This is a genomic window from Azospirillum sp. FG154, assembly GCF_057809575.1.
The window spans coordinates 12,078-35,929 of the sequence record NZ_JBMDKF010000003.1; the positions used below are offsets into that span (position 1 = coordinate 12,078).

24 protein-coding genes, 1 tRNA gene and 1 pseudogene are annotated in these 23,852 nt (G+C 64.8%); 10 read left to right on the forward strand and 16 right to left on the reverse strand.

Annotated features, from left to right (window positions below):
- Nucleotides 1-19 precede the first annotated feature (19 nt).
- Entirely contained in the window at nt 20-838 is an 819-nt protein-coding gene (locus ACODS4_RS04190; RefSeq protein WP_488861029.1) for an FkbM family methyltransferase, read from the reverse strand.
- A gap of 202 nt (nt 839-1,040) precedes the next feature.
- On the opposite strand from ACODS4_RS04190, the gene ACODS4_RS04195 reads away from it, so the two are divergent.
- The 4 genes from ACODS4_RS04195 to ACODS4_RS04210 all read left to right on the forward strand — a co-directional run bounded on the left by ACODS4_RS04195 (nt 1,041) and on the right by ACODS4_RS04210 (nt 6,107).
- Nucleotides 1,041-2,387 (forward strand): MATE family efflux transporter, encoded by a 1,347-nt coding sequence (locus tag ACODS4_RS04195; protein ID WP_488861031.1) that lies wholly within the window; start codon nt 1,041-1,043, stop codon nt 2,385-2,387.
- Nucleotides 2,388-2,525: 138 nt separating this feature from the next.
- Nucleotides 2,526-5,291, forward strand: coding sequence for a DNA gyrase subunit A (gene gyrA / locus ACODS4_RS04200; RefSeq protein ID WP_488861033.1), 2,766 nt, complete (start codon nt 2,526-2,528; stop codon nt 5,289-5,291).
- Nucleotides 5,292-5,316: 25 nt separating this feature from the next.
- A complete protein-coding gene (gene coaD, locus ACODS4_RS04205) occupies nt 5,317-5,883 on the forward strand; it encodes a pantetheine-phosphate adenylyltransferase (protein ID WP_488861035.1) in 567 nt (188 codons plus the stop codon).
- A gap of 148 nt (nt 5,884-6,031) precedes the next feature.
- A tRNA-Lys gene (locus ACODS4_RS04210) sits at nt 6,032-6,107 on the forward strand.
- Between the two features lie 872 nt (nt 6,108-6,979).
- On the opposite strand, the gene ACODS4_RS04215 is transcribed toward ACODS4_RS04210, so the two are convergent.
- The 8 genes from ACODS4_RS04215 to ACODS4_RS04250 all read right to left on the reverse strand — a co-directional run bounded on the left by ACODS4_RS04215 (nt 6,980) and on the right by ACODS4_RS04250 (nt 10,092).
- Nucleotides 6,980-7,285 (reverse strand): hypothetical protein, encoded by a 306-nt coding sequence (locus tag ACODS4_RS04215; RefSeq protein ID WP_488861037.1) that lies wholly within the window; start codon nt 7,283-7,285, stop codon nt 6,980-6,982.
- Nucleotides 7,282-7,611, reverse strand: coding sequence for a hypothetical protein (locus ACODS4_RS04220; protein ID WP_488861039.1), 330 nt, complete (start codon nt 7,609-7,611; stop codon nt 7,282-7,284). The genes ACODS4_RS04215 and ACODS4_RS04220 overlap by 4 nt, the downstream gene beginning before the upstream one ends.
- Nucleotides 7,608-7,904: a transcriptional coactivator p15/PC4 family protein gene (locus ACODS4_RS04225; protein ID WP_488861041.1), complete on the reverse strand. Its 297-nt coding sequence runs from the start codon at nt 7,902-7,904 to the stop codon at nt 7,608-7,610. The genes ACODS4_RS04220 and ACODS4_RS04225 overlap by 4 nt, the downstream gene beginning before the upstream one ends.
- A gap of 196 nt (nt 7,905-8,100) precedes the next feature.
- Nucleotides 8,101-9,018 (reverse strand): hypothetical protein, encoded by a 918-nt coding sequence (locus ACODS4_RS04230; protein ID WP_488861043.1) that lies wholly within the window; start codon nt 9,016-9,018, stop codon nt 8,101-8,103.
- A gap of 25 nt (nt 9,019-9,043) precedes the next feature.
- Entirely contained in the window at nt 9,044-9,376 is a 333-nt protein-coding gene (locus tag ACODS4_RS04235) for a helix-turn-helix transcriptional regulator (protein WP_488861045.1), read from the reverse strand.
- The gene (locus ACODS4_RS04240; protein ID WP_488861047.1) at nt 9,336-9,638 is read right to left on the reverse strand and encodes a hypothetical protein; all 303 of its coding nucleotides are present in this window, start codon (nt 9,636-9,638) and stop codon (nt 9,336-9,338) included. The genes ACODS4_RS04235 and ACODS4_RS04240 overlap by 41 nt, the downstream gene beginning before the upstream one ends.
- Nucleotides 9,639-9,647: 9 nt before the next feature.
- Nucleotides 9,648-9,911 (reverse strand): helix-turn-helix domain-containing protein, encoded by a 264-nt coding sequence (locus ACODS4_RS04245; RefSeq protein WP_488861049.1) that lies wholly within the window; start codon nt 9,909-9,911, stop codon nt 9,648-9,650.
- The gene (locus tag ACODS4_RS04250) at nt 9,901-10,092 is read right to left on the reverse strand and encodes a hypothetical protein (RefSeq protein ID WP_488861051.1); all 192 of its coding nucleotides are present in this window, start codon (nt 10,090-10,092) and stop codon (nt 9,901-9,903) included. Before ACODS4_RS04250 ends, ACODS4_RS04245 begins: the two co-directional genes overlap by 11 nt.
- 102 nt (nt 10,093-10,194) lie before the next feature.
- On the opposite strand from ACODS4_RS04250, the gene ACODS4_RS04255 reads away from it, so the two are divergent.
- Complete coding sequence (locus ACODS4_RS04255; RefSeq protein WP_488861053.1) at nt 10,195-10,617, forward strand: hypothetical protein; 423 nt, start codon at nt 10,195-10,197, stop codon at nt 10,615-10,617.
- Nucleotides 10,618-10,767: 150 nt separating this feature from the next.
- A complete protein-coding gene (locus tag ACODS4_RS04260; protein ID WP_488861055.1) occupies nt 10,768-11,478 on the forward strand; it encodes a hypothetical protein in 711 nt (236 codons plus the stop codon).
- Nucleotides 11,479-11,486: 8 nt separating this feature from the next.
- On the opposite strand, the gene ACODS4_RS04265 is transcribed toward ACODS4_RS04260, so the two are convergent.
- The gene (locus ACODS4_RS04265; protein WP_488861057.1) at nt 11,487-11,993 is read right to left on the reverse strand and encodes a hypothetical protein; all 507 of its coding nucleotides are present in this window, start codon (nt 11,991-11,993) and stop codon (nt 11,487-11,489) included.
- Entirely contained in the window at nt 11,990-13,444 is a 1,455-nt protein-coding gene (locus tag ACODS4_RS04270) for a hypothetical protein (RefSeq protein WP_488861059.1), read from the reverse strand. The genes ACODS4_RS04265 and ACODS4_RS04270 overlap by 4 nt, the downstream gene beginning before the upstream one ends.
- 90 nt (nt 13,445-13,534) lie before the next feature.
- On the opposite strand from ACODS4_RS04270, the gene ACODS4_RS04275 reads away from it, so the two are divergent.
- From ACODS4_RS04275 to ACODS4_RS04285, 3 genes are all read left to right on the forward strand, one after another.
- Nucleotides 13,535-13,825 (forward strand): helix-turn-helix transcriptional regulator, encoded by a 291-nt coding sequence (locus tag ACODS4_RS04275; RefSeq protein WP_488861061.1) that lies wholly within the window; start codon nt 13,535-13,537, stop codon nt 13,823-13,825.
- Between the two features lie 272 nt (nt 13,826-14,097).
- Nucleotides 14,098-14,697, forward strand: a complete 600-nt coding sequence (locus ACODS4_RS04280; protein ID WP_488861063.1) for a type II toxin-antitoxin system RelE/ParE family toxin — start codon at nt 14,098-14,100, stop codon at nt 14,695-14,697.
- Nucleotides 14,694-15,044, forward strand: coding sequence for a helix-turn-helix domain-containing protein (locus ACODS4_RS04285; RefSeq protein ID WP_488861065.1), 351 nt, complete (start codon nt 14,694-14,696; stop codon nt 15,042-15,044). The genes ACODS4_RS04280 and ACODS4_RS04285 overlap by 4 nt, the downstream gene beginning before the upstream one ends.
- Nucleotides 15,045-15,086: 42 nt before the next feature.
- Here the strand turns inward: ACODS4_RS04285 and ACODS4_RS04290 are convergent.
- The 5 genes and pseudogenes from ACODS4_RS04290 to ACODS4_RS04310 form a co-directional block, all read right to left on the reverse strand.
- Nucleotides 15,087-15,341 (reverse strand): annotated as a pseudogene (locus ACODS4_RS04290) (BRO-N domain-containing protein); the annotation flags it as partial.
- A gap of 73 nt (nt 15,342-15,414) precedes the next feature.
- Nucleotides 15,415-15,645 carry a hypothetical protein gene (locus tag ACODS4_RS04295; protein ID WP_488861067.1) on the reverse strand — a complete coding sequence of 77 codons (231 nt, stop codon included), beginning with the start codon at nt 15,643-15,645 and terminating at the stop codon, nt 15,415-15,417.
- 455 nt (nt 15,646-16,100) lie between these two features.
- Nucleotides 16,101-20,114 (reverse strand): hypothetical protein, encoded by a 4,014-nt coding sequence (locus tag ACODS4_RS04300; protein ID WP_488861069.1) that lies wholly within the window; start codon nt 20,112-20,114, stop codon nt 16,101-16,103.
- A gap of 15 nt (nt 20,115-20,129) precedes the next feature.
- Nucleotides 20,130-22,667 carry a lysozyme family protein gene (locus ACODS4_RS04305; protein WP_488861071.1) on the reverse strand — a complete coding sequence of 846 codons (2,538 nt, stop codon included), beginning with the start codon at nt 22,665-22,667 and terminating at the stop codon, nt 20,130-20,132.
- Nucleotides 22,667-23,146, reverse strand: a complete 480-nt coding sequence (locus tag ACODS4_RS04310; protein WP_488861073.1) for a hypothetical protein — start codon at nt 23,144-23,146, stop codon at nt 22,667-22,669. The genes ACODS4_RS04305 and ACODS4_RS04310 overlap by 1 nt, the downstream gene beginning before the upstream one ends.
- Before the next feature lie 315 nt (nt 23,147-23,461).
- Here ACODS4_RS04310 and ACODS4_RS04315 point away from each other — a divergent pair, with 315 nt between their 5' ends.
- On the forward strand, nt 23,462-23,824 hold the full coding sequence (locus ACODS4_RS04315) for a hypothetical protein (RefSeq protein ID WP_488861075.1): 363 nt from the start codon (nt 23,462-23,464) through the stop codon (nt 23,822-23,824).
- The last annotated feature ends 28 nt before the right edge of the window (nt 23,825-23,852 follow it).

Below are 23,852 nucleotides of genomic sequence, written 5' to 3' on the forward strand. Positions count from 1 at the left end.
CGTCTCTGCGTCGTGACCGTCAGGGCGTCGGCCACGAATCATCCGACAGGATTTCCGGCACGGAGATGGTGATCGCCAGCTCCTGAGGGGCGCAGAACATGTTGAACGCCCCCTCGCCGGGAAAGACGTTCTCGGTCGCGCCGCGAAAATTGCCTGGATTGAAATAGACCGGCGTGTGCCACCACAGGCGATAGCCCAGCGCCCGCACATGGCGGATCAACAGCGGAGCGCGGTCGCGCCGGTCGTTTTCCAGATAGAGCATGGGGCGGTGGCGGGCGATGGTCGCGCGCGCGCCGTCCAGCACGTCGGCCTCCATCCCCTCGACGTCGGCCTTGATGAGACGGCAGCGGGGCAAAGCGAGGCTGTCGATGGTCTCCACCGCCACCGTCAAGCCTTGCGCCCCGTCGTTCCCCTGAAGGCTCAACCCGCCAAAATTGTTGGGCCGGGTGGGATCGAGCTGCGGCACGGCGATGCCGCCCGGCGCGGCGCCCGCCGCCGTCGGGCGCGCTTCGATGTTGGCGAAGCCGCCCAGCAGGGCGTTGGCGCACAACATCTGAAAGGGGATCCGCTGCGGCTCATAGGCCACCACCCAGCCGTCCGGCCCGACCGCCTTGGCCAGAACGACGGTCAGCGAGCCGATGTTGGCCCCGGCCTCCACCACGATGTCGCCGGGGCGGACGAGAAAGCGCAGGAACGACGCCTCCGCCTCCGAATACTCGCCATAGACGTCCAGCGAGCGCCCGACATAGGCGTCGTTCGGGTTGTACATCATCCGCCCATGGCGGCAGGGGCGGATGCGGGCGAATCCGCCGGGAAGGTCGAGCGCGTCGTCGGTCATCGTCTGCGGCGTCTTTCGCGGCAAGGCTGTGGTCGCCTGACTATCGGCGCGCCATGGGTTCGGCGCAAGCCCGCGCCATGCGTCCGGCGCAACCGTCCCCGTGGTTTTGCGTGCAAACCTTGACCTGTTGGTCAGGCCGTTCAAAATGGCCAGCCTTGCGGCGTTTTGCCCATTTTTGAACCACAAGCCTGCGTGACCGATCATGACCTCCGCCCGTCCGTCCACCGCCGAACGCCTGCGCGCGCATGTGGGGGAGCTGTTGCGGCTGGCCGCCCCGGTCATCGTCTCGCGCGCCGGGCTGATGGTGATGATGGCGGTCGACACCGCCATCGTCGCCCGCTATTCGGCGCAGGAGTTGGCCTTTTACGGGTTGGCCCATCTGCCGGGCAACATCATGGTCGGCACCGGAGTCGGCTTGCTGATGGGCACGGTGATGATCGCCGCCCACGCGCTGGGCGCGGGGAACGAGGCCGAATGTGGGCGGGCGTGGCGGCGGTCCATTCCCTACGCCCTGTTGCTGGGGGTGATCTTCGCCTTGATTTCCCTGCTGGGCGTGCCGCTGTTCCGGCTGGGCGGCCAGACGGAGGAGATGGCGCAGGGCGGGGCGGCGGTGCTGGCGGTGCTGGGGCTGGGCGCGCCGGGGATGATGCTGTTCATCACCACCGGCTTTTTCCTGGAGGGCATCAAGCGCCCGCTGCCGGGCATGGTCGTGATGATTCTCGGCAATCTGGCGAACGGGCTGCTGGCCTGGGCGCTGGTCTGGGGGCATGGCGGTTTTCCGGCCATGGGGGCCGTCGGCTCGGCCTGGGCGACGACCATCGTGCGCTGGGCGATGGGGCTGAGTCTCGTCGGTTACGCCTGGTGGATGAGCGATCACGCCCGTTGGCAGGTCCGCGTTCCGGTGGCCGACTGGTGGTCGGGGGCCGGGCGGCAACGCCATCTGGGCTACGCCGCCGGGTTGAGCATCGGGGTGGAAAGCGGGGCCTTCGCCGCGCTCGGCCTGTTCGCCGGGATGGTGTCGCCGTTGGCGCTGGGATCCTACACCGTCGGGCTGAATTTGATCGCGCTGCCCTTCATGGCGGCGGTCGGTCTGGGGTCGGCCACGGCGGTGCGGGTCGGCGTCGCCTATGGTCAGGGCGACAAGCGCGACATGGCGATGGCGGGCTGGACCGGGTTGGGCGTGACCAGCGCCATTCTGGCGGCGGTTGGCGTGCTGTATTACGCGTTGCCGGAGCGGATCGGCTCCATCTACACCACCGACCCGGAATTGCTGGCCAGCGTCGCCCCGCTGATCGCCTTCGGCGCCTGGATTTTGGTGGCCGACGGCGGCCAGACGGTGATGTCGAACGCCCTGCGCGGGCGGCATGACGCCTGGATGCCGACGGCGCTGCATTTTATTTCCTACGCCGTGGTGATGATCCCGGTGTCGGCCCTGCTGGTCTTCGGGCTGGAGCGGGGGGCGCGTGGTCTTTTCGAGGGAATTCTCATCGCCAGTGTGGTATCGGTCAGCGTCCTTTCGCTGCGCTTCGCGCATCTCAGCCACCGCTGACCCGTCCGCGACGGGGCGGGCGGCGGCCCGCGTTGTGTGCATGTGCGAAAGATGCTATGTTTCTGGTGCAACCTTCGGCCCGCAGGGCCAGCGTGACCGCGTCGCGGCGGCACGCCGACCGAAGAATGAGTGTCCTGCTTGAGCAACGCGCCCCTTTCTCCCGCCTCCGACATCGCCCCGATCAACATCGAAGACGAGATGCGCAAGTCGTATCTCGATTACGCGATGAGCGTGATTGTGAGCCGCGCTCTGCCCGACGTTCGCGACGGGCTGAAGCCGGTGCACCGGCGAATCCTCTACGCGATGAAAGAGGGCGGGTACGACTCGACCAAGCCCTATAAGAAGTCCGCCCGCATCGTCGGCGACGTGATGGGTAAATACCACCCGCACGGCGACAGCGCGATTTACGACGCCATGGTCCGCATGGCGCAGGATTTCTCCATGCGCCTGCCCCTGATCGACGGGCAGGGCAATTTCGGGTCGATGGACGGCGATCCCCCGGCGGCGATGCGCTACACCGAAGCGCGTCTGGCCAAGTCGGCGGAGGCGCTGCTCGACGACATCGACAAGGACACCATTGATTTCCAGGCGAGCTACGACGATTCCGGGCGCGAGCCGACGGTCGTTCCGGCGCGCTTCCCCAACATTCTGGTCAATGGCGCGGGCGGCATCGCCGTCGGCATGGCGACCAACATCCCGACCCACAATCTGGGCGAGGTGATCGACGCCTGCTGCGCCTACATCGACAACAACGACATCACGCTCGACGAGCTGATGGAGCATGTCCCCGGTCCGGATTTCCCGACGGGCGGCCTGATCCTCGGGCGGTCGGGCAGCCGGTCGGGCCTGCAAACCGGGCGCGGCTCGGTCATTCTGCGCGCCAAGACCGAGATTGAAGAGATCCGCAAGGACCGCTTCGCCATCGTCGCCACCGAGATTCCCTATCAGGTCAACAAGTCCAAGCTGATGGAACGCATCGGCGAGGTGGTCAACGACAAGATCATCGAGGGCATTTCCGACCTGCGCGACGAATCCGACCGCGACGGCGTGCGCGTGGTGGTCGAGCTGAAGCGCGACGCGGTGCCGGAAGTCGTCCTGGCCCAACTGTTCCGCCACACCCAGCTTCAGACGTCCTTCGGCGTCAACATGCTGGCGCTGCGCGGCGGTCGCCCGGAATTGATGAATCTGAAGCAGATCATCGAGGCCTTCGTCCAGTTCCGCGAGCAGGTCATCACCCGCCGCACCGAATTCCTGTTGGGCAAGGCGCGCGAACGCGCCCACACCTTGGTCGGTCTGGCCGTCGCCGTCGCCAACCTCGACGCGATGATCCAACTGATCCGCAGCGCCCCCGATCCCGTTTGGGCGCGCGAGCGGATCATGGACACCGAATGGCCGGTGCACGACGTCGGCCCGCTGATCGAGCTGATCGACGAGCCGGGCCGGGGCGTCAGCCCGCAGGGGACCTACCGCATTTCCGACCAGCAGGCCCGCGCCATCCTGGATCTGCGTCTGCATCGCCTGACCGGGCTGGAGCGCGACAAGATCGGGGCGGAGCTGAAGGACGTCACCGACCAGATCGCCGATTTCCTGGAAACGCTGGCCAACCGGGTCAAGCTGCTGGGCATCCTGCGCGACGAGCTGGTGGAGATGAAGGAGCGCTTCGGCACGCCGCGCCGCACCGAAATCCAGGAGCTGGAGTTCGAGGCCGACATCGAAGACCTGATCCAGCGCGAGGACATGGTCGTCACCGTCAGCCAGTCGGGCTATGTGAAGCGCGTCCCGCTCTCCACCTACCGGGCGCAGAAGCGCGGCGGCAAGGGCCGGTCGGGCATGTCGATGAAGGCGGAGGACGCGGTCAGCGACCTGTTCGTCGCCAACACCCACACGCCGCTGCTGCTCTTCTCGACTCGCGGCATGGTCTACAAGCTGAAGGTCTACCGCCTGCCGCTGGGCAACCCGCAGGCGCGCGGCAAGGCCTTCGTCAATCTGCTGCCGCTGATCGACGGCGAAACCATCACCACCGTGCTGCCCTTGCCCGAGGACGAGGCCGCCTGGTCGGATCTGCACGTCGTCTTCGCGACGTCGAAGGGCAACGTCCGCCGCAACCGCATGTCGGATTTCGCCAACATCCGCTCCAACGGCCTGATCGCCATGAAGCTGGAGGAGGAGGGCGAGCGTCTGATCGCCGTCCGCACCTGCCAGGAAAGCGACGACGTGTTGCTGGCGACCAGCGGCGGCAAATGCATCCGCTTCCAGGTTGACGACGTGCGCGTCTTCGCCGGGCGCACCTCCACCGGCGTGCGCGGCATCAAGCTGGGCGACGGCGACGAGGTGGTCTCGATGTCGATGCTGCGCCATGTCGAAGCCTCGGCGGAAGAACGCGCCGCCTTCTTCAAGATGCGCCGCGACGAAGGCGTCGAGATGGAGGGCGAAGCCGCCCCCGAGGCCGACGAGGTCGCCGCCGATTCGGTGACGCTGACGCCGGAACGCTACGAAGACCTCAAGCGGCTGGAGCAATACATCCTGACCGTGTCGGATCGCGGTTACGGCAAGCGCACCTCTTCCTATGAATACCGGGTGACGGGCCGTGGCGGCCAGGGCATCTGGAACATGGAGATGGGCGAGCGCAACGGCTCCATCGTCGCCACCTTCCCGGTCGAGGCCAGCCATCAGGTGATGATGGTGACGAACGGCGGGCAGGTGATCCGCATGCCGCTGCACGACGTGCGGGTGGCGGGCCGCAAGACGCTGGGCGTCACCCTGTTCCGCGTCGGCGCGGAGGAGCGCGTGGTGTCCGTCGCCTCGATCGCCGAGGACGAGGGTGAAAACGGCGACGCCGCCGACGCGGCGGACGGCGTGATCGATGACGCCGCCGCCGGGACTCCCGGTGACGCGTCCGAGTAACGGAAGGGCGAAGAAAGGTGCTTCCATGGTGACGAGCGTGTCCGAAACCAGCGCCAAGGGCCGGATCGGGGTCTATCCCGGCACCTTCGACCCGATCACCAACGGCCATCTGGACATCATCCAGCGCGCGTCGCGACAGGTGGATCATTTGATCGTCGGCGTCGCCCGCAACGCCGGCAAGGGGCCGCTCTACTCCACCGACGAGCGGGTGGCGATGGTGCGCGAGGATGTGGCTGCCCTGACCACCGCCGCCAGCATCGAAGTGCGCGCCTTCGACACGCTGCTGATGCATTTCGCCATCGAAATGAACGCCAGCGTCATCATCCGTGGCCTGCGCGCCGTCTCGGACTTTGAGTATGAGTTCCAGATGGCGGGCATGAACGCCCGGCTGAATCCGAAAGTCGAAACGATTTTCCTGATGTCGTCGGAACGCCACCAGTTCATCTCCTCGCGCTTCGTGAAGGAGATTGGGCGTCTGGGCGGCGACATCCGCCATTTCGTATCGCCGCGCGTGGCCGAACGTCTGGCCGAACGTTTCGCCTTGGAAGCGGACAGCGACGCCGGGCCGAAGCCGGTGCAAACGCTGTCGTAACGATTTTTGGGTCAGGGTGGGGAGGACGGCGTTTTCTTGCACGTCCCCCTCAAACCCACGCTTGACCTTCGCCGCGCGTCTCCCTATGGTGCGCCCACCTTGAACGGAACGCGCTCTTTTCACGGCGCTTTCTGTTCAGCCGAGTTTCGATCCGGTAGCTCAGTTGGTAGAGCACGTGACTTTTAATCATGTGGCCGTGGGTTCGAATCCCACCCGGATCACCAATTCAATCAAAGGCTTAGGCGACCAACGTCTGGCTGTTCAACTCCCCCAGCAATCACATAGCAATCTTTCGGTGCCTTTTGGCCTGTTGACCAGCGGCCCGGACCTGCTGACCGTGCTGTTTTCCTTGGCCGCTGGCTTGGGCGATTGCCGGGCAGTGATTGCTGTGGTGCGCGTCGTTTCGACGGGGAACCCAATCCGGGGGAACCGATACACCCGGTGATGCGCGCCCGATGCATTCGGCAACCCGGTTCCTTCAAGCGGAGCCTTTGCTTTCATCGGGCGGTTCGGTTCCGACGGCGAACAGCCGATACGGCAATCGATACAGCATCCGTCGGGCTTGATCGCCTAGGACTGCACGCGGGCGGGCTGCCTTGGTTTGCGCCTTGCTCGGTGTCTCGGTTCCTTTGCATCACCGCTGCGTCATGCCCGCGCCACCGACGCAAAGCCGCTCTCGATCCCGCCAGCCATTTCAACCTGTTGCGGCGCTCTCCCCTGCGTCGGTGACGCGCCTTGGATCAAGGAAGGCTTGCGCCCGCTGGTCGCCCTTCCATGCCCCACCTGTGCCTTCGGTCATCGTTCTCGGCACCGGCATGAGTGCGCCCGATCCGCTCTGCCCGCTTTGGTCGAGGGTCGCGACCAACGCCGCCCTGGAGGCTGGCCTCCCCTTGCCCGGTGGCGCCTTGGCGGCCCGCGCCACGAACCACCCCAGTCCGCTCGCCCACGCCCGGCCCCACGCCTGTCCACACAGAGGGGGGGTGGGCTTCGCGCCGGAGGAGAGGGGGGAGGGAAAAACGAGTGCGACAAAACTCTTGGGGGCTTCCCCTCTCAAATTTTCCTCCAAGCCACAGGCGAAATATTATTACGCAAGGGGTCATGCGGTCCCGATGGTTTCGAGCCATGCCCAGCGGACGGACATGGGGAGGGCATCAAAGGCGGCGTCGGCCATGTTACGGCGCGCTTCCGTCTGGGCGCGGCGTTCTGCGTTCTGGTTCGCTGCGGTTTGGGCGATCTCCCATGCTGCGAACAGAGAAGCCGAGTTGGGCTGACCGTGGGCTTTCAGATAGGCGCTTCGGAGACGCTCGACCTCGGGAAGCAGGCGTGCGCCCTCTCGCAGGGCGTGGCGCATTTCGCGGTGGGCATGGCTCATTTCAACAACGATGGGATGGATCAAAATCACGGTTCCTCCTTTCCGTTGAGGATGTCCTGAAATGGGTGCACGCCGTTTGACAGCGCTTCGTGGTATCGACGGATGCTGTCGATGAGGTCTTCCGCGCGGCGAGACTCGGCGTTGCGGGCCGCCGCTTCTCGGCTGGCCTGTTCCTTGATCCAGGCGAAGTAATGCGCATCGTGCGTGGCGGGCGGTTGCGGGGCCGGGCCGGACGCCAGCACGGCAAGGCGGGAATGCCCCAATGTTTCCCGGATAGTTCCTGTGATTTCTTCAATGGTGGTGAAGGCTTTGATGAGGTCGCTGTGGTCTGTCTGGCCGCCTGATTCGTGCGTCATTTTTTTCCTCTTCTGGCGCTGGCCGGTTTGATGTCCTGGTTGGCGGGGAGTCGTTGACGCGCGGTTTCGATGGCGAGCGCTTTCCGAAGGGCTGCGATCACCTCGGGCAATGCGGCGAAGGGAATCGCCACGCCCTTTTTGGTTGGAACTCGCCCCAACGGCGCACGTTCGCCCGCAGCGTCCACAAAGATCCGCAGATCGGCGAAGCGGTGCCCGCGATACTCCCCAATGCGCGCCCGAATTTCCTCGCGGTGGCTTTTGGGGATTGTGGCGATCAGGTCGGGGTCGGACATGGCGGGGCCTCTGTTTGGGGGGCGGTGGTGAAAAGGTCCAACTGCACGGGCCGGGTGCGGCGCGATCGGTAGAGCCTGGGCGGCTTCGGGCGCGCCCTCCGCATGGTGAAACAGCCGATGACCAGTTGCCCCCGACGGCGGGGGATGGACGGTTCATCGATTTCTGCGGGTGGGGACAAGCCGATGCTGCTCGTGTTCATGCTGCCTTCGCCTCCAAAAGCGCACGCAGCAGCGCTGTTGCCGTTTTTTCGGCCAGACCGCCGCCCGATTTGAAATGACTGAGCCGCGCCGGTGTTGTGCCCGCCGCCTCGGCGATCCGGGACATGGAGCCGCGCGGCGCATTCTCCAGGTGGTTTTTCAGGTCCCGCCGCAGATCGTCGGGATCGATGAAGGGGCGCTGGGCGAGATAGTCCTCGATGTCCCCTTGCTGTTGTTCGGGGATGTTCGTGTTGGCGGTGGGTGCCAAGATCTTAGAAGCAGTTCCCACGGGGGAACCGAGGACCCCCCATTGGAATTGCTGGATTTCGGATTTTCTCGGTTCCCACGGGGGAACCGAGGCGTTCCCCACGGGGGAACCGAGGTGGTTCCCACGGGGGAACCGAGACGCTGATTTTTTCTCACCCGCTTTCCGGCCATCGCGGGCGGCCTTCATGCTGTCTTTCAGGTTGGCTTTTACGGCTTCAGCCTGGGCGTCGGTCACACGTTGCCACTCGTTTCCGCCCCGGCTCCAGTAGGGTTGCACCGCTGTTTGGACGGAGAATTCAAGCCATGTAATCCGGTATCGGTTCTCGCTGTTCTCGACGTGATTCCTCTTTCCCCCGCGCTCGACCGCAATCAGGCCAAGAGCCTCCGCTTCCTTGATCGTTTCGGAAATGGCGCGGCGGGGAATGCCCCATTCGATCAATTGGCTGTATGGGGCCAGCAATCGGCCATTTTCCAGCCCGCCATGCCGAAGATGCTCAACCTTCAGAAAATCGAGCAAGCGGCGGCAATAGAGCGACGCGGCCCGATGCGCGGGTGAACTGAGAAATTCAGCGGTCTCCCAGACGAACGCCTGTCCCTCCGGCGGGCCGCTGACTTCAGCCTTTTTGTAGGACTGGGGTTTCTTGCTCATGCTGGGCGCTCCGCTGTCGCTCTGGTCAAGCTTCCCTCGACCTCAGCCATGCGGTGCAGGTTGTTTCCAGCACGCCGCGCTTACGGCCCAAGGTGATTGTTGGGGGAGCTTCGCCACGCTGGCGCAGCACGTCGAAAAACCGACGGCTGATCGCGGCGCGCTCACAAAACTCCAGGATCGTGAGAACCCGCTCGGCTTGGGTGGTGTTCGGGTTGGCTACCATGCTGAAAACCTCGCTGATGAAAGCACGGCAAAGCATGGGAGAGAATCGAAGCGCGCCCCAACGCACCGGGAAACGGCAGACTGAAACCTGACGGTCAGGCAGGTTCAGGCCAACCGCGTGATGATGTTTTTCCATCCAACGTCATCAGGGTTTGAGCGCCCTCCAACTCATCCAGCGCTTCGGCCAAATGGGCTTCCCCGGCGGCGCGGTTGCCGGTTCTAAAGCGCTCCACAGCCTCAAGGATGTGGGCGCACACGACATCGAGCGTGACGACAGCATCGCCCACATTCTCGATGATCCCGGTTTCGGGCAGAAATTGGCCGTTCATTTGCGGGCCGCCTGTTCTTGGGTTTCGATCCAGGCGCGATGCGCCACCGTGGCGCACCGTCATTCGCATGATGCAGGGTCAAGTGAAGCCGCCTGGATCGCTCGTGCTTGTTCGGCGGTGCTTGTCGCGGAAGGTGATCACATCACCCCGGCGGTATCGGATCGCACGGCCCCCGAAGCAGTAGAGCGGGAGGTCTTCCCGTCCACGGCATCGCCAGTTCGCCAACGTCTTGGTTGTGACGCCCAGCAGTGTGGCGGCCTCACTGTCTTTCAGCATCACGTCGTCGTTGGCGGGGATCGGGCTTGTGGTCAGTGGCGCAACCCGTGCGGTTTTAGTTCCCATGGTCGGTTTCCTTTTCCTGTGTTTCGGCCTTCAGGCCGGATGCAACCAGACGACGGATTGCTTCGGAGCGGTTCGGGACGCCCGGCTGTGTGCCGCGCCAACGATCCACGTCCACAAGAAGCGCGGCAGGAAATCGCATCTCCTGCCGTTTTGGCTCTTCAATGCTGCTGGGCTTTGTCATGGCAATCCCACTTGTTACGTAATTACCGTTTACGGTTATGCCTCTCATTGACGGAGGGCGTCAAGCCGACTTACGTAACTGCCGTAGAGATGTGAGGCGAATGTGGCAGAGAAGCTCACTGAGCGATTCGAGATGCGTCTGTCAGAAGAAGGCGTTGCCAAACTCGATGAATGGAGACGGCGACAACCCGATCTGCCCTCGCGCGCTGAAGCGATTCGTCGTCTGATTGAGCGAGGATTCGCCTATCCCGAAATGGATGTCATAGCGAGGGCTGCCACTTCGCTGCTGATAACGACAGCAACATCGAAGCGGCTTAGTGAAGATTTTGAAGAGAAAGCCAGGCATTTGATGGATGCGCATGACCGACTTTCTTATGAACAGAAGAAAAAGGCTTTCTCGGCGTTAGATCCCCGGGTACAGCATGAAATTATTCGAGAGGAGGAGCGCCAGATAGAACGCCTTCGCGAGCAAGAGGAGGCGTCTCGCCGAATATTTCAGGGGGACGGCGATGAAGATGAAGGCTGAGTGTTCTTGATCGAAAATTCCGGTTTGTGTGGCAACTCCGGGCCGTAAATGCTGCGGTGTCTCCGATCGCTCCCTTCCATTTTCGTGCGTTGGGCGAGGCTTGTTCCCTTGGGCGTCGTGGTGCTTCAACAACCATGGAGCGCCCCGCCGATGCCCGACGAACGCCATTTGATCGACACGATCCCCCTGACCTCCAGGCCGCACGCTTCCGCTTTGGTGGCGGCTCGTGACGCCCTGTGCGCGGCGGCGCGCGGCGCTGGGGTAACGCTGGCGCTGGTGGAGGATTGGAGTGATCTGGTGGCGCTGAACGCCCGCCATCGCGACGGGTGGTTTCCGCTGCTTCCCAAGCCCGCCTCGGCCCCGGCCTTCTGGATCGCCACTGTGGACGGGGGTGGTGAGGTGATTGGCACCCATGGCGTTGTCCGGCTGGATTGCTCCTCCTCCAGCTTCGGCGCGCGGGTTGGTGATCTGACCGCCTTCCACGATCCGGGCGAAGCGCCCGCGAACGAATGGGGCTTCTGCGCGTCGGAAGCGGCGGCGGACACGTTGGGGGTGGTCGCCTGGATCGTTGCCGGGTGGACGGCTCCGGCGTGGCGCGGGCGGGGGCTGTTTCATGGTTTGGGCGCGGTGGCTCGGTTGGTGGCGTTGGAGCGGTGGAACCCGAAATGGACGGTTGGCCTTGTGGATCCGGAAATCACGCCGCTCTGGTCACGGCGTGGGGCCGGGCGGCGTCGGTTGGAGTCTCGGCCCGCGATCCTGTACCAGCAGGATGGGGTGGGGCGTCTGCCGCTGCATTTCATGCGCTGGTCGCGGGAGGCGGTTATCCTGGACCTGAGGGATGCGGCCCGGTTCGCGGCTTGATGGCCGGTTCAATGCAGAGGGTGGACGTTCACGGCGGATAGAATCGCCCGCCGCCCCCGGTCCTCCCAACCGAACAGGCAATGCGTGTAGGCGAAGGGGGTTCCCAGGCCGGACACGGTGACGCGGTTGAACACCGCTTCCCCCGCGTCGATGGTTTCGGCGTATTCCCCGCCGATTCGCTGGGCGTAGGCTTCGTGCGGATCCACGGCGTCGGGCCGGTTGATGACCGTTCGACCCCATGCCCGGCCAAGCACGGAAAGCGTGGGCGTGCCAAGGTGTCGAAAGATCAGCGGCGCTCCCGGGCCGTCGGCTGACAGGAAGGTGCATCGATCCAGCAGGCCGACGCGCTTCAGGAAGGCGGGGAGGCTGGGCGTCAACGTCCGTTGGCGGCGGCATTCCTGCGCGATGGTCTGTTGCCAGTCGGTCCCGCTCGCCAACGGCAGGCGGGTGACTGTGATGGATTGGACAGCGGGCCGGGCGGCGAGGTCATGGCCTTTGGGAAACAGGACGATCATGCGGCGCGCTCCTGCTGGAAGACGGCCATGGCGGCGGCGTAGGCGGCCTGGAACTGCTGGGGCGTGATCCCTGCGGCGCTGGCCCCGGCCTCCACCATGCCGCCGGTGGGGCGCTGGGGAAGGGCCAGAGTGGCGGACGCTTCGCCCTGGAAGGCGGTGACGGCGTTGGCGAAGGTGTCACCCCCGATGGGGTGGTCGCCGGTGCATGTCAGGGTGAGGCCCCTGCTCAACGCTGCGGCCATCCGCGTGTCCAGGGTGGGATCGTTGGCAATGAGCGGCATGGGGCCGCCCAAGGCGCGGGCTTCGTTCATGACCATCCACAGCCAACGGGCGCCGAAATCGCCCATGGGGCTTGCCCCACCTTTCCGTTCGTTGTCGGCGCCGCTCCCTCCTTTGATGCCCGCCCCACCGGACTGCCACAGAACACCCAATTTGATGGCAATCCCGGTGGCGGAACGGGCCGGTATGGCGGCAATCCGATCCTCCAATTCGAAGCAAGGGGCCTGGGCGCGCTCCCACCCGTCAACGTCACCGTTGTCGAGGAGGCTTTCGGCTTCGTCTTTCAGGGGGAGGTAGCGGCTCCAAAGCTCCAGGAGTTCGGCATCATCCGGTGCCGCGTTCCTGTCGGTCGGGCGCTTGGTCTCTTCGTCTTTCGTCCCCATTCCGCTCAGGCAGCCGTTGGTTTCCAGCAGGTCGCGGGCGCTTGCGCGGGCGGCGGCTTGGGCCATGCTCCACAGCATCTTGTCGCGATAGTCCTCGTCGAGTTCGGCGACCAATTCCCGCCCCAAAGGATCGCCGTAGAGGGCCACCCTGAAGGAATTCATGCTCTCCATCCGCATCGCGAACAGGTAACGAAGCTGGATCGCGAACCCTTCAACGGTGGAGGCTTCGTGCTGCCGGATTTGGCGTTCGTGGAACTCCATCGTTTCGTAATAGGGTTCGTGGTCCTTGTCCGTGCCGCCATCCGGCAACAGCACGTCGCAAGCGTGGGTGAAGGCCCGGTATGATTTCTTGAGACCCTCCCACGCCGCGAACAGCGCGGCGTCGGGGTGCGCGGTTTCCCGGAGCGGGTGCACGGTGCTGTTGGCGGTGGTCCGCAGGAAATCGCCGACGCCGCTCAACAGGGTGTCCCGCTGCCGAACGTCGGACGGCCAGTCGGATTGGTTGCCGCATTGGCCTTCGGCCAGATCGGCGCGGACCCACTCCACGGCGGCCAACGCATCGGGCAAATGGCGGAAGGGGAGGACCGCTTCGGTGCTGGCGCGGAAACGGTCCTCGGCCTGGCTGAGAACGTCGCCACCATCATCCGTGGCGGACAGGCGGCGCACCTCCAGCATGTCCGTGCGATAGCGGTGGACGGCCTGAAGGAACGGCGTGGCGGCGGTGTCTGGCCGATGATCGGCAAGGCTTGGGTGTTCGCGCCGGTCGGGCGCGGTGGTCGGTTCGGTCATCTGGAAAATCCTCCGCGACGGTCGGTGCCGTAATGGCTTCCATATCGTCTGTGATGTGATAAACATAACGAACGATGTGGATGCCGTCAAGTGGAACGCATCACCAATGATGGGAAAAACATGATAACAGCCGCCCAACTCAAAGCCGCCCGTGCCTTGCTCGATTGGAGCCAGCCCCAGCTTGCGGAGGCCTCCGGGCTATCTCTGCCCACCATTCAGCGCATGGAAAAGCTCGGCCCTTCACGGAGCGTCGCGGCGAACGCCGACGCTGTCCGCAAGGCATTCGAGGCGCACGGGGTGAAGTTCATCCCGGAAGGCCCCTACCATGGCGACGGCGGGCCGGGCGTGCGCTTGGACAAGGGCGGGCCGCTGTTCGGGTAGCCTCAGATCTTCACAGGTTGGCGGATTTCATGCACGCTACAGAAGGGGTAGGAGGCGTGGATGCAAATCAACTGGCGAGAAGGTGGACGGCGGCTTTGGTTTGCTGGATCAGGTGCTTGGGCGGTCTTCATGGTCTACATTGTGACATTCGTTGAACGGCCTCGGTACCCGTCGGAATATGCCATAGCGACGCTGTACATGGTCGGCCCGCCTGTGGCGGCGCTCTTGCTTGTGAAAGTTGGAGCTTGGGTGCTGCGCGGCTTCCGATCCCCGTGACGATCAACAAGCTGAAGCTTCCTGCCCCTATGGGGTTGCCCCGGATGCACCGCTGGTGGTACCGGCTGCCCATGGCGGTGGTGAACCGCTGCTCGGGTGATGGCCCGGAGGTTTCCCCCACTTTCGGGGAACCCTCCAATTCCCTCTTGAGGATCAACGCAGGAATGCCCAGTATTCCTAAACAGGAATGGCCTGTTGATTTCTGCCCCGAGTTCGAGGCATGGCTTGACGGGCTTGATGATGAAGCCCTGCGGGAAGAAATCCTGTCCCATGCCGGGGCGCTGCAACGGCTTGGCCCGGGAACAGGCCGTCCGCTGGTGGACACGCTGAAGGGAGCGAGGCACCCGAACATGAAGGAAATGCGGATGCAGTATGCTGGCGATCCGTGGCGCTTCCTGTTCGCCTTTGATCCCCGGCGGCATGCCATCGTCCTGTTGGGTGGAAACAAGGCGGGGCAACCGGATTGGTACGACGTGAACATTCCGATTGCCGACCGTCGATACGATGCGCATTTGGCCCGGCTGGCTGAAGCGATGAAGGCGGCTCCGAAGCCATCGGCGGCGGGGAAACACAAGAGCAAGGGGAGGCGGACATGACGGGCCTGGATCGCTATCTCGCGAAACTCTCCCCCGAGAGCCAAGCGCGGATCGCCAAACGGACGGATGAGATCGTCCAGGAACAAATGCGCCTTGCGGAACTGCGCGCCGATCTTGGTCTGTCACAGGCGGACATGGCCCGGCGCATTGGGGTGAAGCAGCCCCGGGTGTCCAAGATGGAGCGGGCGGGCGGCATTCCCCTGAGCGTCATGCGGACCTATGTGGAAGCCCTTGGCGGCAGCCTGGAGGTGGTCGCCTCGTTCCCCAATGGCAGGCGGGTCCGCATCGACAGCGCAAAGGACCTGGAGCGCGCGGAGGATGAGGCGGGCGAACGCCGGGCCATATAACACCCCAGCCCGCCCGGTGATCCAGGCGGGCTTTTTGCTGGCGATCAGGCTGTAGAGGCCGGATTCGTTGATGATGGTCATGGCACGGCGCTGGGTGGTGCCGCTGGAGCTGGTGTCGGTAATATCGACGTCAGCCTTTTCGTCGCCATCCAGTCGGGCGGCGGCGTCTCGGCTGTTCCCGATCTCCAGCACGCGGCACACATCCGCCAGCACGAACCAGGGTTCGCCATCGCGTTCGACGGCGCGAACGGAGTTGCCCTCGAAATCAAAGGAGGGGTCAGAAGTGACCCCCCCTATTTTACGTCACCACGAATAATATGGCTGTGGGCCACATTTTCGGCGTGGGCTGACTTTTCAGCCGACCTTTCGCTCAAAAATGAGCGGAAGCCAGCAGATCACAGAACGCAAAATTGCGTTCTGCACCTTCCTTGGAATTCCAAGATTTGCGGTCCTCGGAATTGGGGAGGTTCGCGCCACGGTGGCGGAAATAGACGCGGGCGGCGTTCGGGCTTATGGTTTGATCCGCCGGTGCGCTCCGGTCGCCAGTGTCTGGGATCGAAACCGGCTGGCCGGTATCCGTCCCCGAGGGAACATCGCTCACGGGGCGGGAGCCGGGCGCGCCGGTTCCTCTGCTCTCCGGTGTCTGCTTGAGGACGAAAAGGGTGTGCACAATGCGCACACCCTTGGCGGCTGCCAGGAGATGAACCACTTCGCTGAGACCGAAGTGGTCCAGATCATCGGGTTGTGAATATGGCCCACAACCACATTATGCACGGATGAAATCTGTCCTCACATTTGCCACCGTGGCGCGCCTCGAAGGTAGTCCCCACGTTGGGGAGTACCCTGGGAATTACCCAGGGTATTCGCGCCCCACGAACCCCTGATATATTGCCGACATTCCCGGCATTTACAGCCGCGAGCGCGCGTTCATGCGGATCATCGCGGCATCGTGGGCGGAAAAGGACCGGCGCTTCCCCGCCCTGATGTTCCACCAGCGCCGCAAGGCGTGAATCAATTCGCGCATCGTCACCTCCATGGAAATGGCTTGTTGGGATTTCACCGCGCGCCAGCCCGTTCCGCAGGCAGCCCCATTTCCTCGGCGACGCCCGCCTCGGCCTTGTCGAACAGCCAGCGCAGGAAGAACAGGTTCTGGAAGGGGACCAAGCGCCGGGCGTGGGATACGTCGCCCCGGCTCCAATCTCCGGTGACGGCGGCCCCGATGGTTTTTGCGGCATCGCCGATCAACCCGGTGGTGGGGCCGAACAGGGCCGACACCGGGTCTTGACCAGAGTAGCGGCCAACAGGGTCGTCACGAAACCACGTTTCCGGGCTGGTGGTTTCACGGGTGAATTTGCCGGTGAGGTTCAGGGCGTCGAACAGCCAGCCGGTCACGCCGGACTTGTCCACGCCCTTGACGATCCAATCGGCGGGGTTGTCGCTCGCCGCGCGCCCGGCCAGCGTGTCCACGAACAATTGCGACACCATGCCAAGCCCGACCGCCAGCATGAAACCGTTCAGCACGGCGGCGTCACGCTGCTGAAGCCCGGCGATGGCGATCTGTTGCGTCGTGGCGAAGCTGAAGCTCTTGAATTGCCCGATCAGCTTGCCGATGGGGGACGACATCCAAAGGGGCTTGGTTCCCGCGCCGGGGGTGTTGATGGTCCGGTCCACCTCGCGCACGATGGCGGCGCGGAAGGTCTCCAGTGCTTGCCGGTCGGTCCATCGGTCGGTGTGGGCGATGTGGACGCCCCCCGTGCTTTCGCCGTGCTGGGCAAATTGATCGGCGATGCGCTCGGCGATGGGACGGTCGATGCCTGCGGCGGCGAGGCGCGCGACGCGGGTGGACGCCAGCCGGTCAGCGGCCAGCGCCTGGGCGTCGCGGATCAGGTTGGTTGCGGTGATGACGCCGCTGAATTGCTTCAGGGCGGCGTTCCAGGGCGACATCAGGGCGATGGCCCCGAAGTGGTTCGCCACCGCGCCAAGCCCGCGCTCGAAGCGCGTCTTGCGGCCATAGGCGTCACCGATGTCGGCGATGGACAGGGCGCGGGAATGCAGAACCATGTCGAGCGCGGTTCCGGCAGCCTTCACCTCGGCTGCGCCGGCGCGGAAGGCGGAGAAATTGCGGACCAACGGGGCCAGCCCGTCGCCAAACACACGGGTGACGCCATGGACCGCAACGGGCCGGGCCAGATCGGCGACGCTGGAAACCGTCATTTGCCCCAGCATGCGGATGTAGTTGAAGTTCGCGATCACCGGAACGGCGCGTGTCAACCATGAGTCGGTATCGGCGGGGGCGCCATAGGTCCCGCGCACTCGGTCGCGCATCGCTTCCAGGTCACGAATGTCCGCCCGGCGCTGGCTGTCCAACCGCCGAAGGGCGCGTTCATCCGTGGTGCCGCGCATTTTCTGCACATAGTCCTCGGAGATCTTGGCGATCTGGTCGGACAGGTCGGCGCGGCCAAAGGTCCGGGCAAGCTCCACATCGGGGGCCATGCTGTGGCGGTAATGCCGGGCCACCATCTCCACATCGGATTCGAGAAAGGGTTCGATCAGGTGATCGGGGATGTTGAAGGTGCGCTCCTTAAGCGGGCCGCGCGCCAGCGGCACCGCGTCGTAGGGGATGCGACCGGCGGGCGCGCCCAGAATGCGGTCGGTGATTTGCTGGGCGATGTCCTCCACCTCCAGGTCGTCGGCGCGGGCGAAATCGACCACCTCCTTGATCTTGGCTTCGGCCTTCTTCAGACCGGCTTCGGTGTCGCGCAGGGCGGCCTTGCGGTTGACCAACCACAATTGCATTTCATCGCGCTTGCTTTTCGCCTCGGCGATCTTGGTGCGGATGGCTTCCAGCCGCTTGCCCGCATCGCGCGCCCGCGCCTCGGCCACCGCCCGGCGGTCGGCGGTAAGGGCGGCGTCAATTTCCAAGCGTTGCGCTTCCGCTTCGGTAATCGGCCCTTCGCGTTCCACGGCGATGCGGGCTTCCAGTTCCCCATCGCTCAGTTTGGCGATGTCCAATCCTTCCCGGTCCAGCATTTCCCGGAATTGGTCGATTTCGCGCTGAGCCAGAGAATGGCCGATGTCCTCGTGCCGCAGGATCGGCGTCTTGCCATTGACGTCGTGTTGCAGGGCGGACAGGAAATCATCGATGGCGGGACGTTCGTCCGGCGCGCCGATGTAACCGGCCTCCCACGCGGCGCGGGCTGCGTCGTCCAGGGTCTTGCCGCTCTTGTTGTTGATGAGACCCGGGCGGGTCTTGTGATCGAACCCCAGCGCCCGCACCTCGCCGCCCTGGTCGCGAACGCCCCCCTGTTTGACCAGCCATGCGGCCAACCGCATGGGCGGCTTCCCAGCGGGTCGGCCCCGGCGGACATCGGCCATGAACGCCTTGAAGGCGGGGGATGCCGTGTCGATCCGCTCAACGGCGCTGATGGCGCGGCGATGCTCGTTGACGGCGGCCCGGCGGTCGCCGCGCAGGCTGTTCAAGGTTGCCTGGGCGCGGCCAAGAGCGGACGCGGTTTCCTCCACCTGGGCGCGTTCCCGCTCGGCCTGGAGGGCCAGCGTTTCGAGCTTTGCGCGGTGATCGGCCATCCGGTCGGCGGCGGTGTTCCGTTCGCCGGTCAGCCAATCGTTGACGGTGCGGACGAAGGCGGGGCGCTGGGCCTTGATCTTCTCGGTGTTGTAGACGCGGGAGAAATAGGAGGTCGCGGTGTTCACCGCCACATCCTCCGGCAGCAGCCCGGCGCGGATCGCCTGTTCCTTCAGCGGATCGAACAGGGTTGAACGGAAGGTGCGCGCGGCGTCGGCCACCTCGGGAATCGCGTGAACGTCGCCCCGGCGCATGGCCCGGCCTACCTCCTCCTTGAACTGGTCGAAGGTCAGCTTTCCGGCGCGCTGCGCGCCGCCGAACAGGTCCCCAGCTTTCACCGCCATCATGGAGGCGTCGGGCCGTCCGGTGCGGTAGCGGATGAAGGCCGCCTCCAGGTCGTTGATGGACTGGGCCAGTGGCGCGTCCCACAGCTTCACCCGTGTTTCGACGGCGACGGGCGACGCCACGCCCAAGGCGTTCTTTTCGTAGAGGAAGGGGGTTTCCAACAGTTCTTGCGTGACGCGGCGCGTTTCCAGGCTGGGGGAGGTCGCCAGACGCAGCAAGGGCGCGGTCTGGGCGATGCCCTTTTCCAGCCCCAGCGCGGAGACCATGCGTTCCTCGGCCACCGGGGCGCGGGCCATGGCCGCCCCGACGCTGCCCACGCCGTCGCTCGGGCCGCTGTGGGCGGGGTCGATGCGCCCGCCGGTGTCGTGCGCCAGATCATCAGGGGTCAACCGAACCTGACCGGGCAGGATGGGATCGACCATTTCGGCGGGGTGGGGCGATATTGGAATTCCAATATCGGGGGGCGGCGCGCCTGTCGGTTGCGCTCCCGGCGGGGTGAGGTCGCGGGCGGCGCTGGCCTCCAGATCGCGCCACGGGCGGCGGATCGCTCCGACAGCCCCGCCCAGAACGCCCGACAACAGGGTTGCGGTCGCGATGTTCATGGCGCTTTCGGCGGGGCTGCGGGTTTCCTGCATGCCGGTCAACGCGGCTTCCTGCGCCGTTGAACTCAACAGGCCCGCGCGGGCGGTGGAAAGCGCTCCGTCCAGCGCCCCGGCGGCGCGGGTGGCCGCGCGGGCGGCGATCCCGCCGACGGGCAACAGGTTGATGGGGTCGAGGATGCCCGCCACCAGCCCGGCGGCGATGCCAGCGCCACCGGCGGCGGACAGGGTGCGGTGGTCGTCAAGCTCCTGGTCGATCTGCCGTTTGATCCGACCCGCGTCGGCTGGGTTCTCGGCCTGGATGAAGGAACGGGCGAAGGGCTGGTAGCGTTCCTCCAAACCGCTGAACGGGTCGAACGCTGGATCCTCAACCGATGGAACCGCCCATTCACGCGCGAGGCCAGCGCCGACGCTGTTGCCCTGGCGAAAGGCCGCAGGAACGGTTTCGGTGAGGAAGCCGGGAGAGGGATCGTTCGTCTGGGGAATGCGGGGCGGCTGGGAGGCCATCCCCTGTTCGGCGTCGGTGGTCGTCAGGAAGGGCATGGGAAAGGCTCCGGGTCAGCGGGGAAGGAACAGGCCTGCGGTGGAGTTCGCCGGGATCTCCGGTTTGAGGTCGCGCATGTCGCGGGACACGCGGGCGCGATCCATGGTGCGGGCCAAGCTCCGCCGCTCTTCATCAGCGGCGGGGGACGTGTTCCAATCGGGACGCCAGCGCATCGGCTTTCCGTCCGGCCCCAACTTGGGCGCGCCGTCGGCCCCCCGAATCGGCAACCACTGCCCAAGCTCGTTCTGCTCCAACACGATGTAGCTTGGCTGCCGCTCGTGCCGTGACAATGGGTCCGCCTGCAACCGAACCTTTCCGTTCAGCTTCTCCACCGGCGCGGCGGTTCCTGCCTGGGCAAGGTCGTGGAACAACTGCCCCTCGATCCAAGCCGGATCACGCCCGTTGGCGTAGATCGCCTCTGGAGCGTAGCGCTCAAACCGCTTCCCGCCGATGCTGGTTTCCGCCCAAACGTTGGAGATGTCCTTCCAGGCCACCTTTCGGGCGACCTCAAGATTGCCGGTGGCGAGGAAGGCGTCCTTCACGCTCTTCTCGAAATCACCAGCGAGCGCGTCGGGAACGGCGGCGTTGGCGCTGAACCAATGCCGCCCCTGTTTGGTCAGCCAAGAGCGGTTCGCGTCCTGGGTTTTCTTCGCGCCGTAGGCCTGTTTGCGGCGCTCCAATTCCGCCGGGTCCTGGCGCATGGCGTCATCGGCGCGCTGGACGGCGGCCACCGGGTCGGCTCCTCCTTTCAGATTGTCGTTGATGATGTGGGCAAGGGCGAAGTCTTCGCCGTCGAGATCCTTCGCCACCCATGGCGCGCGGGCGTCCAGACGATCAACGAAGCGGGCGACCTCCAAGCGGTCGGCGGTTGCGCCGTTGCGGAGTTTCGCCCGAATGTCGCCAGCAACGGCGTCAGGGATGACGCCTGTCCGCGTGATGGTGGAGAGCGTGACGGCTTGGCGGTCGGCGGCGGTGAATCCACCGGCGTCCATCTGCTTGGACAGGGCTTGCCAATGCAGATTGGCGGCGTTGCGGTCGTCAGGCGAACGGGGGTCGAGGAAATGGGTTGCGGCGTGGCCGGTCGTCACCTTGTCGGTTGCCCATGCCGTGAGATCGGCGGCAGTCCACTCGGCGAAGGGTTTACCGTTGCGACGCATCCCAGCGTTCGCCTGCATGGCGGCATCGGACAGGATGGAACGAACCGGGGTGGACGGATCGGCTTTTAGAACGGCGGCAGCGCCGCCGGGACCGGCGAAATGGGCAAGGTAGATGGCCCCATCGTCGGTTGGCAGGTTCTGCGCGGCCAATTGAGCGCGATTGTCGGTGATGTAGGCGTCCACCATCTGGCGCGACAATTTGGGATCGGCGCGCAGGGCGAGGATTTCGGCGTCGGATTTTCCGGCGACGACATCGGGAGCGTTCCGTTTGATCAACGGCAGCCACGTCGAGGCGATGAATTGACCAGCCCCGACGGCGCTGCTGTTGGGGTTGGTCGCGTCGGCCCGCCCGCCGCTTTCCACGCCGATGATCCGGTCGGCCAAACCCTGGGGGCGTCCTGCGCCGTCCACCCGCTGAATCGCCGCGAGGGTGGCGGCGCTTTCTTCGGCCTGCTTGTGCACGGATCGATAGAGGCTGATGTAGTCGTTCGGCTCAAGCTGTCCGGCATGATAGGCGGTCAACAGGTCCGATTCCGTCGCGGTTCCGTCAATGGCGCGTTTTTGGAGATCGGCCAACCGCTGTGCGTAGATGGTGGCGTTCGCGCTGGCTTCGGTCGCGTCGTCACGGGCCTTGCGGCTGGACAGGTCGTTGACCAAGGCATGAGCGCGGCCAAGGAACCGTTCACGCTCCACCGGGCCAAGGGGCAACGCTGGATCCCGGTAAACGGCATCGGCGTGCGCCAGCGCTGCGTTCGCTCCCTCCATGCGAAACATTCCGGCAACCGACGAGAGGCCCGCCTCGGCTTTTCCCTGGCTCTGGAAATGATCCTTCGCGGCCTCGGCGTGTTCTTGGCTCCACAGGCCGATGCGGGCCTTTTCGTCCGCGTAGCGGCTGAATTCGGTGAAGGCTTGTGTCAATCCATCGCCGTCACCCGCACCGGCGTAGCCCATCCCCTCGTTCAACAGCCCCTGCATTCGGGTGTCGATCCGGTCGGTGTTCTGCTGGGCTGTTTTGGCGATCCAAGCGGTTGTCGCCTTCGATTGGGCCGCAAAGGTGGATTTTTGCAAGACCTGGCGGGCGATGTCCGCATGCCCGAAATTCACGCCGCCCAGAACGCCGTCGCTGTAGGAGCGCAACGCGCCCTCCAACGCCTTCGGGTCGTCGGGGTGCTGGGCGTAGATGTCCAGAACGTCGCGATTGACCTTGGTTTCAAGATCCGCGCGATAACCCTCCCGCTCCGCCTCGGCGATCTTGATGCCAAAGTTGACACCAGACCCGGCGAGGTCCTTTGCCGCTCCCCACATTTGAGCGGCGCTGTTGTCGGGCTGCACGAGTGGGCGAGGCTCGATCAGGGTCGGGCGGTTGTCTCCTGTCGGAAGTCCGGTGCCAGCCATCAGATCGGCCCTCCAAACCGCCCGGTCAGTGGCTCCTTGCTGGCGGTTTGGCCGAAGGCGCCGTAGGTTTTTGCCCCGAAATCCAGAAGCGATTTCCCCGCCCCAAGCCACCCCATGGTGCTCGCGCTGTCCGCCGCGTTTCCGGCCTGGATGCCCGCTTGGCGGGCGCTTTCCGCCCCGTTCAGGATGTTCAGGCGGGACACGCGCATGGCGTCCATCGCCGTGTCCGTGGCGTCGTCGCGGATCACAAGCGCCGTCGGGCTGGTCTGCGACAGGCCACGGCCCGCGCGGATCGCCTCGATGGTGGACAGTTGCGCCATCAGCGCCTCGCGGTGGGCGGTTTCATCTTGCAAGGCGCGGGTGCGCAATTGTTCCTCACGCAATTGCTGCTGGCGCTGCTGATATTGCATCTGCTCCGATTGCGCTTCGCCCTGTTTGATCGAGCCGTAAGCGCTGACGGCGGCGCTGGCCGCTGTCATCACAAGCGCAGCCATTCCCATGGTGAACCTCCAATTCCGCACGTTCTGAAGCGCGGGACATTTGCCACCGCGACCGGATAATTGTAGCATAATTCATGACAATAGTTGTGCGTTGTTCAATATTGTTGCTTTATTAGCGACGAACATACCTGCGGCAAGGGGGGTAAGATGGCTGGAACTGTGGTTGCTGGAGGCGTTCATGCTGAGATGGGGCGGGCAAAGCGACAGGCCGCGTTCAATGAGATGGAGGGGGTGCTCCAGCGGCTTGAGCGGGTTGGCTCCAGCGGCGAAAGCAAACCCCAAAGCGTGAGGTCCGTGACCAAACTGTATCGGTCTTTGGTCTTGGCTCTGGCCGGGCGAATCGTGCAACGCGGTCTGACGATGCAGCAGTGCGACGACTTGAGCGGGTTGCAGGACGGCTATGTCGCCAAGCTGCTCCACCCCGACACGAAGCAGGGGCGGGTTGCCGGGTGGCGCATGCTTCAATTGCTGATTGACACCTTGTACCCCGATGGGGTGGAGGTGGTTCTTATCCCGGTTCAGCCTGGGGCCTATGATCCGGTGGCCGACCCTCGCCCAGATCGACGCGGGGCAAGGCTTCTGAGCGACATTGCGGCGGGGTTGGTGAGGCGGTCGGCGAACGATGATGCGCCGACGGTGAGGAGCGTAACGCTGTAAGGAGTTATCGAACGAGTACGCGCACGCG

Bases quoted from the DNA above. Each gene is read 5' to 3' on its own strand.
- ACODS4_RS04190 (WP_488861029.1), bottom strand. From the start codon at position 838: ATGACCGACGACGCGCTCGACCTTCCCGGCGGATTCGCCCGCATCCGC.
- ACODS4_RS04220 (WP_488861039.1), bottom strand. From the start codon at position 7,611: ATGACGCACGAATCAGGCGGCCAGACAGACCACAGCGACCTCATCAAA.
- ACODS4_RS04240 (WP_488861047.1), bottom strand. From the start codon at position 9,638: ATGCGAATGACGGTGCGCCACGGTGGCGCATCGCGCCTGGATCGAAAC.
- ACODS4_RS04305 (WP_488861071.1), bottom strand. From the start codon at position 22,667: ATGGCTGGCACCGGACTTCCGACAGGAGACAACCGCCCGACCCTGATC.
- ACODS4_RS04260 (WP_488861055.1), top strand. From the start codon at position 10,768: ATGCCCGACGAACGCCATTTGATCGACACGATCCCCCTGACCTCCAGG.
- ACODS4_RS04250 (WP_488861051.1), bottom strand. From the start codon at position 10,092: ATGACAAAGCCCAGCAGCATTGAAGAGCCAAAACGGCAGGAGATGCGA.
- ACODS4_RS04230 (WP_488861043.1), bottom strand. From the start codon at position 9,018: ATGAGCAAGAAACCCCAGTCCTACAAAAAGGCTGAAGTCAGCGGCCCG.
- ACODS4_RS04300 (WP_488861069.1), bottom strand. From the start codon at position 20,114: ATGCCCTTCCTGACGACCACCGACGCCGAACAGGGGATGGCCTCCCAG.
- ACODS4_RS04235 (WP_488861045.1), bottom strand. From the start codon at position 9,376: ATGGAAAAACATCATCACGCGGTTGGCCTGAACCTGCCTGACCGTCAG.
- ACODS4_RS04270 (WP_488861059.1), bottom strand. From the start codon at position 13,444: ATGACCGAACCGACCACCGCGCCCGACCGGCGCGAACACCCAAGCCTT.
- ACODS4_RS04310 (WP_488861073.1), bottom strand. From the start codon at position 23,146: ATGACAGCGGCCAGCGCCGCCGTCAGCGCTTACGGCTCGATCAAACAG.
- ACODS4_RS04225 (WP_488861041.1), bottom strand. From the start codon at position 7,904: ATGTCCGACCCCGACCTGATCGCCACAATCCCCAAAAGCCACCGCGAG.
- ACODS4_RS04245 (WP_488861049.1), bottom strand. From the start codon at position 9,911: ATGGGAACTAAAACCGCACGGGTTGCGCCACTGACCACAAGCCCGATC.
- ACODS4_RS04265 (WP_488861057.1), bottom strand. From the start codon at position 11,993: ATGATCGTCCTGTTTCCCAAAGGCCATGACCTCGCCGCCCGGCCCGCT.
- ACODS4_RS04195 (WP_488861031.1), top strand. From the start codon at position 1,041: ATGACCTCCGCCCGTCCGTCCACCGCCGAACGCCTGCGCGCGCATGTG.
- coaD (WP_488861035.1), top strand. From the start codon at position 5,317: ATGGTGACGAGCGTGTCCGAAACCAGCGCCAAGGGCCGGATCGGGGTC.
- ACODS4_RS04285 (WP_488861065.1), top strand. From the start codon at position 14,694: ATGACGGGCCTGGATCGCTATCTCGCGAAACTCTCCCCCGAGAGCCAA.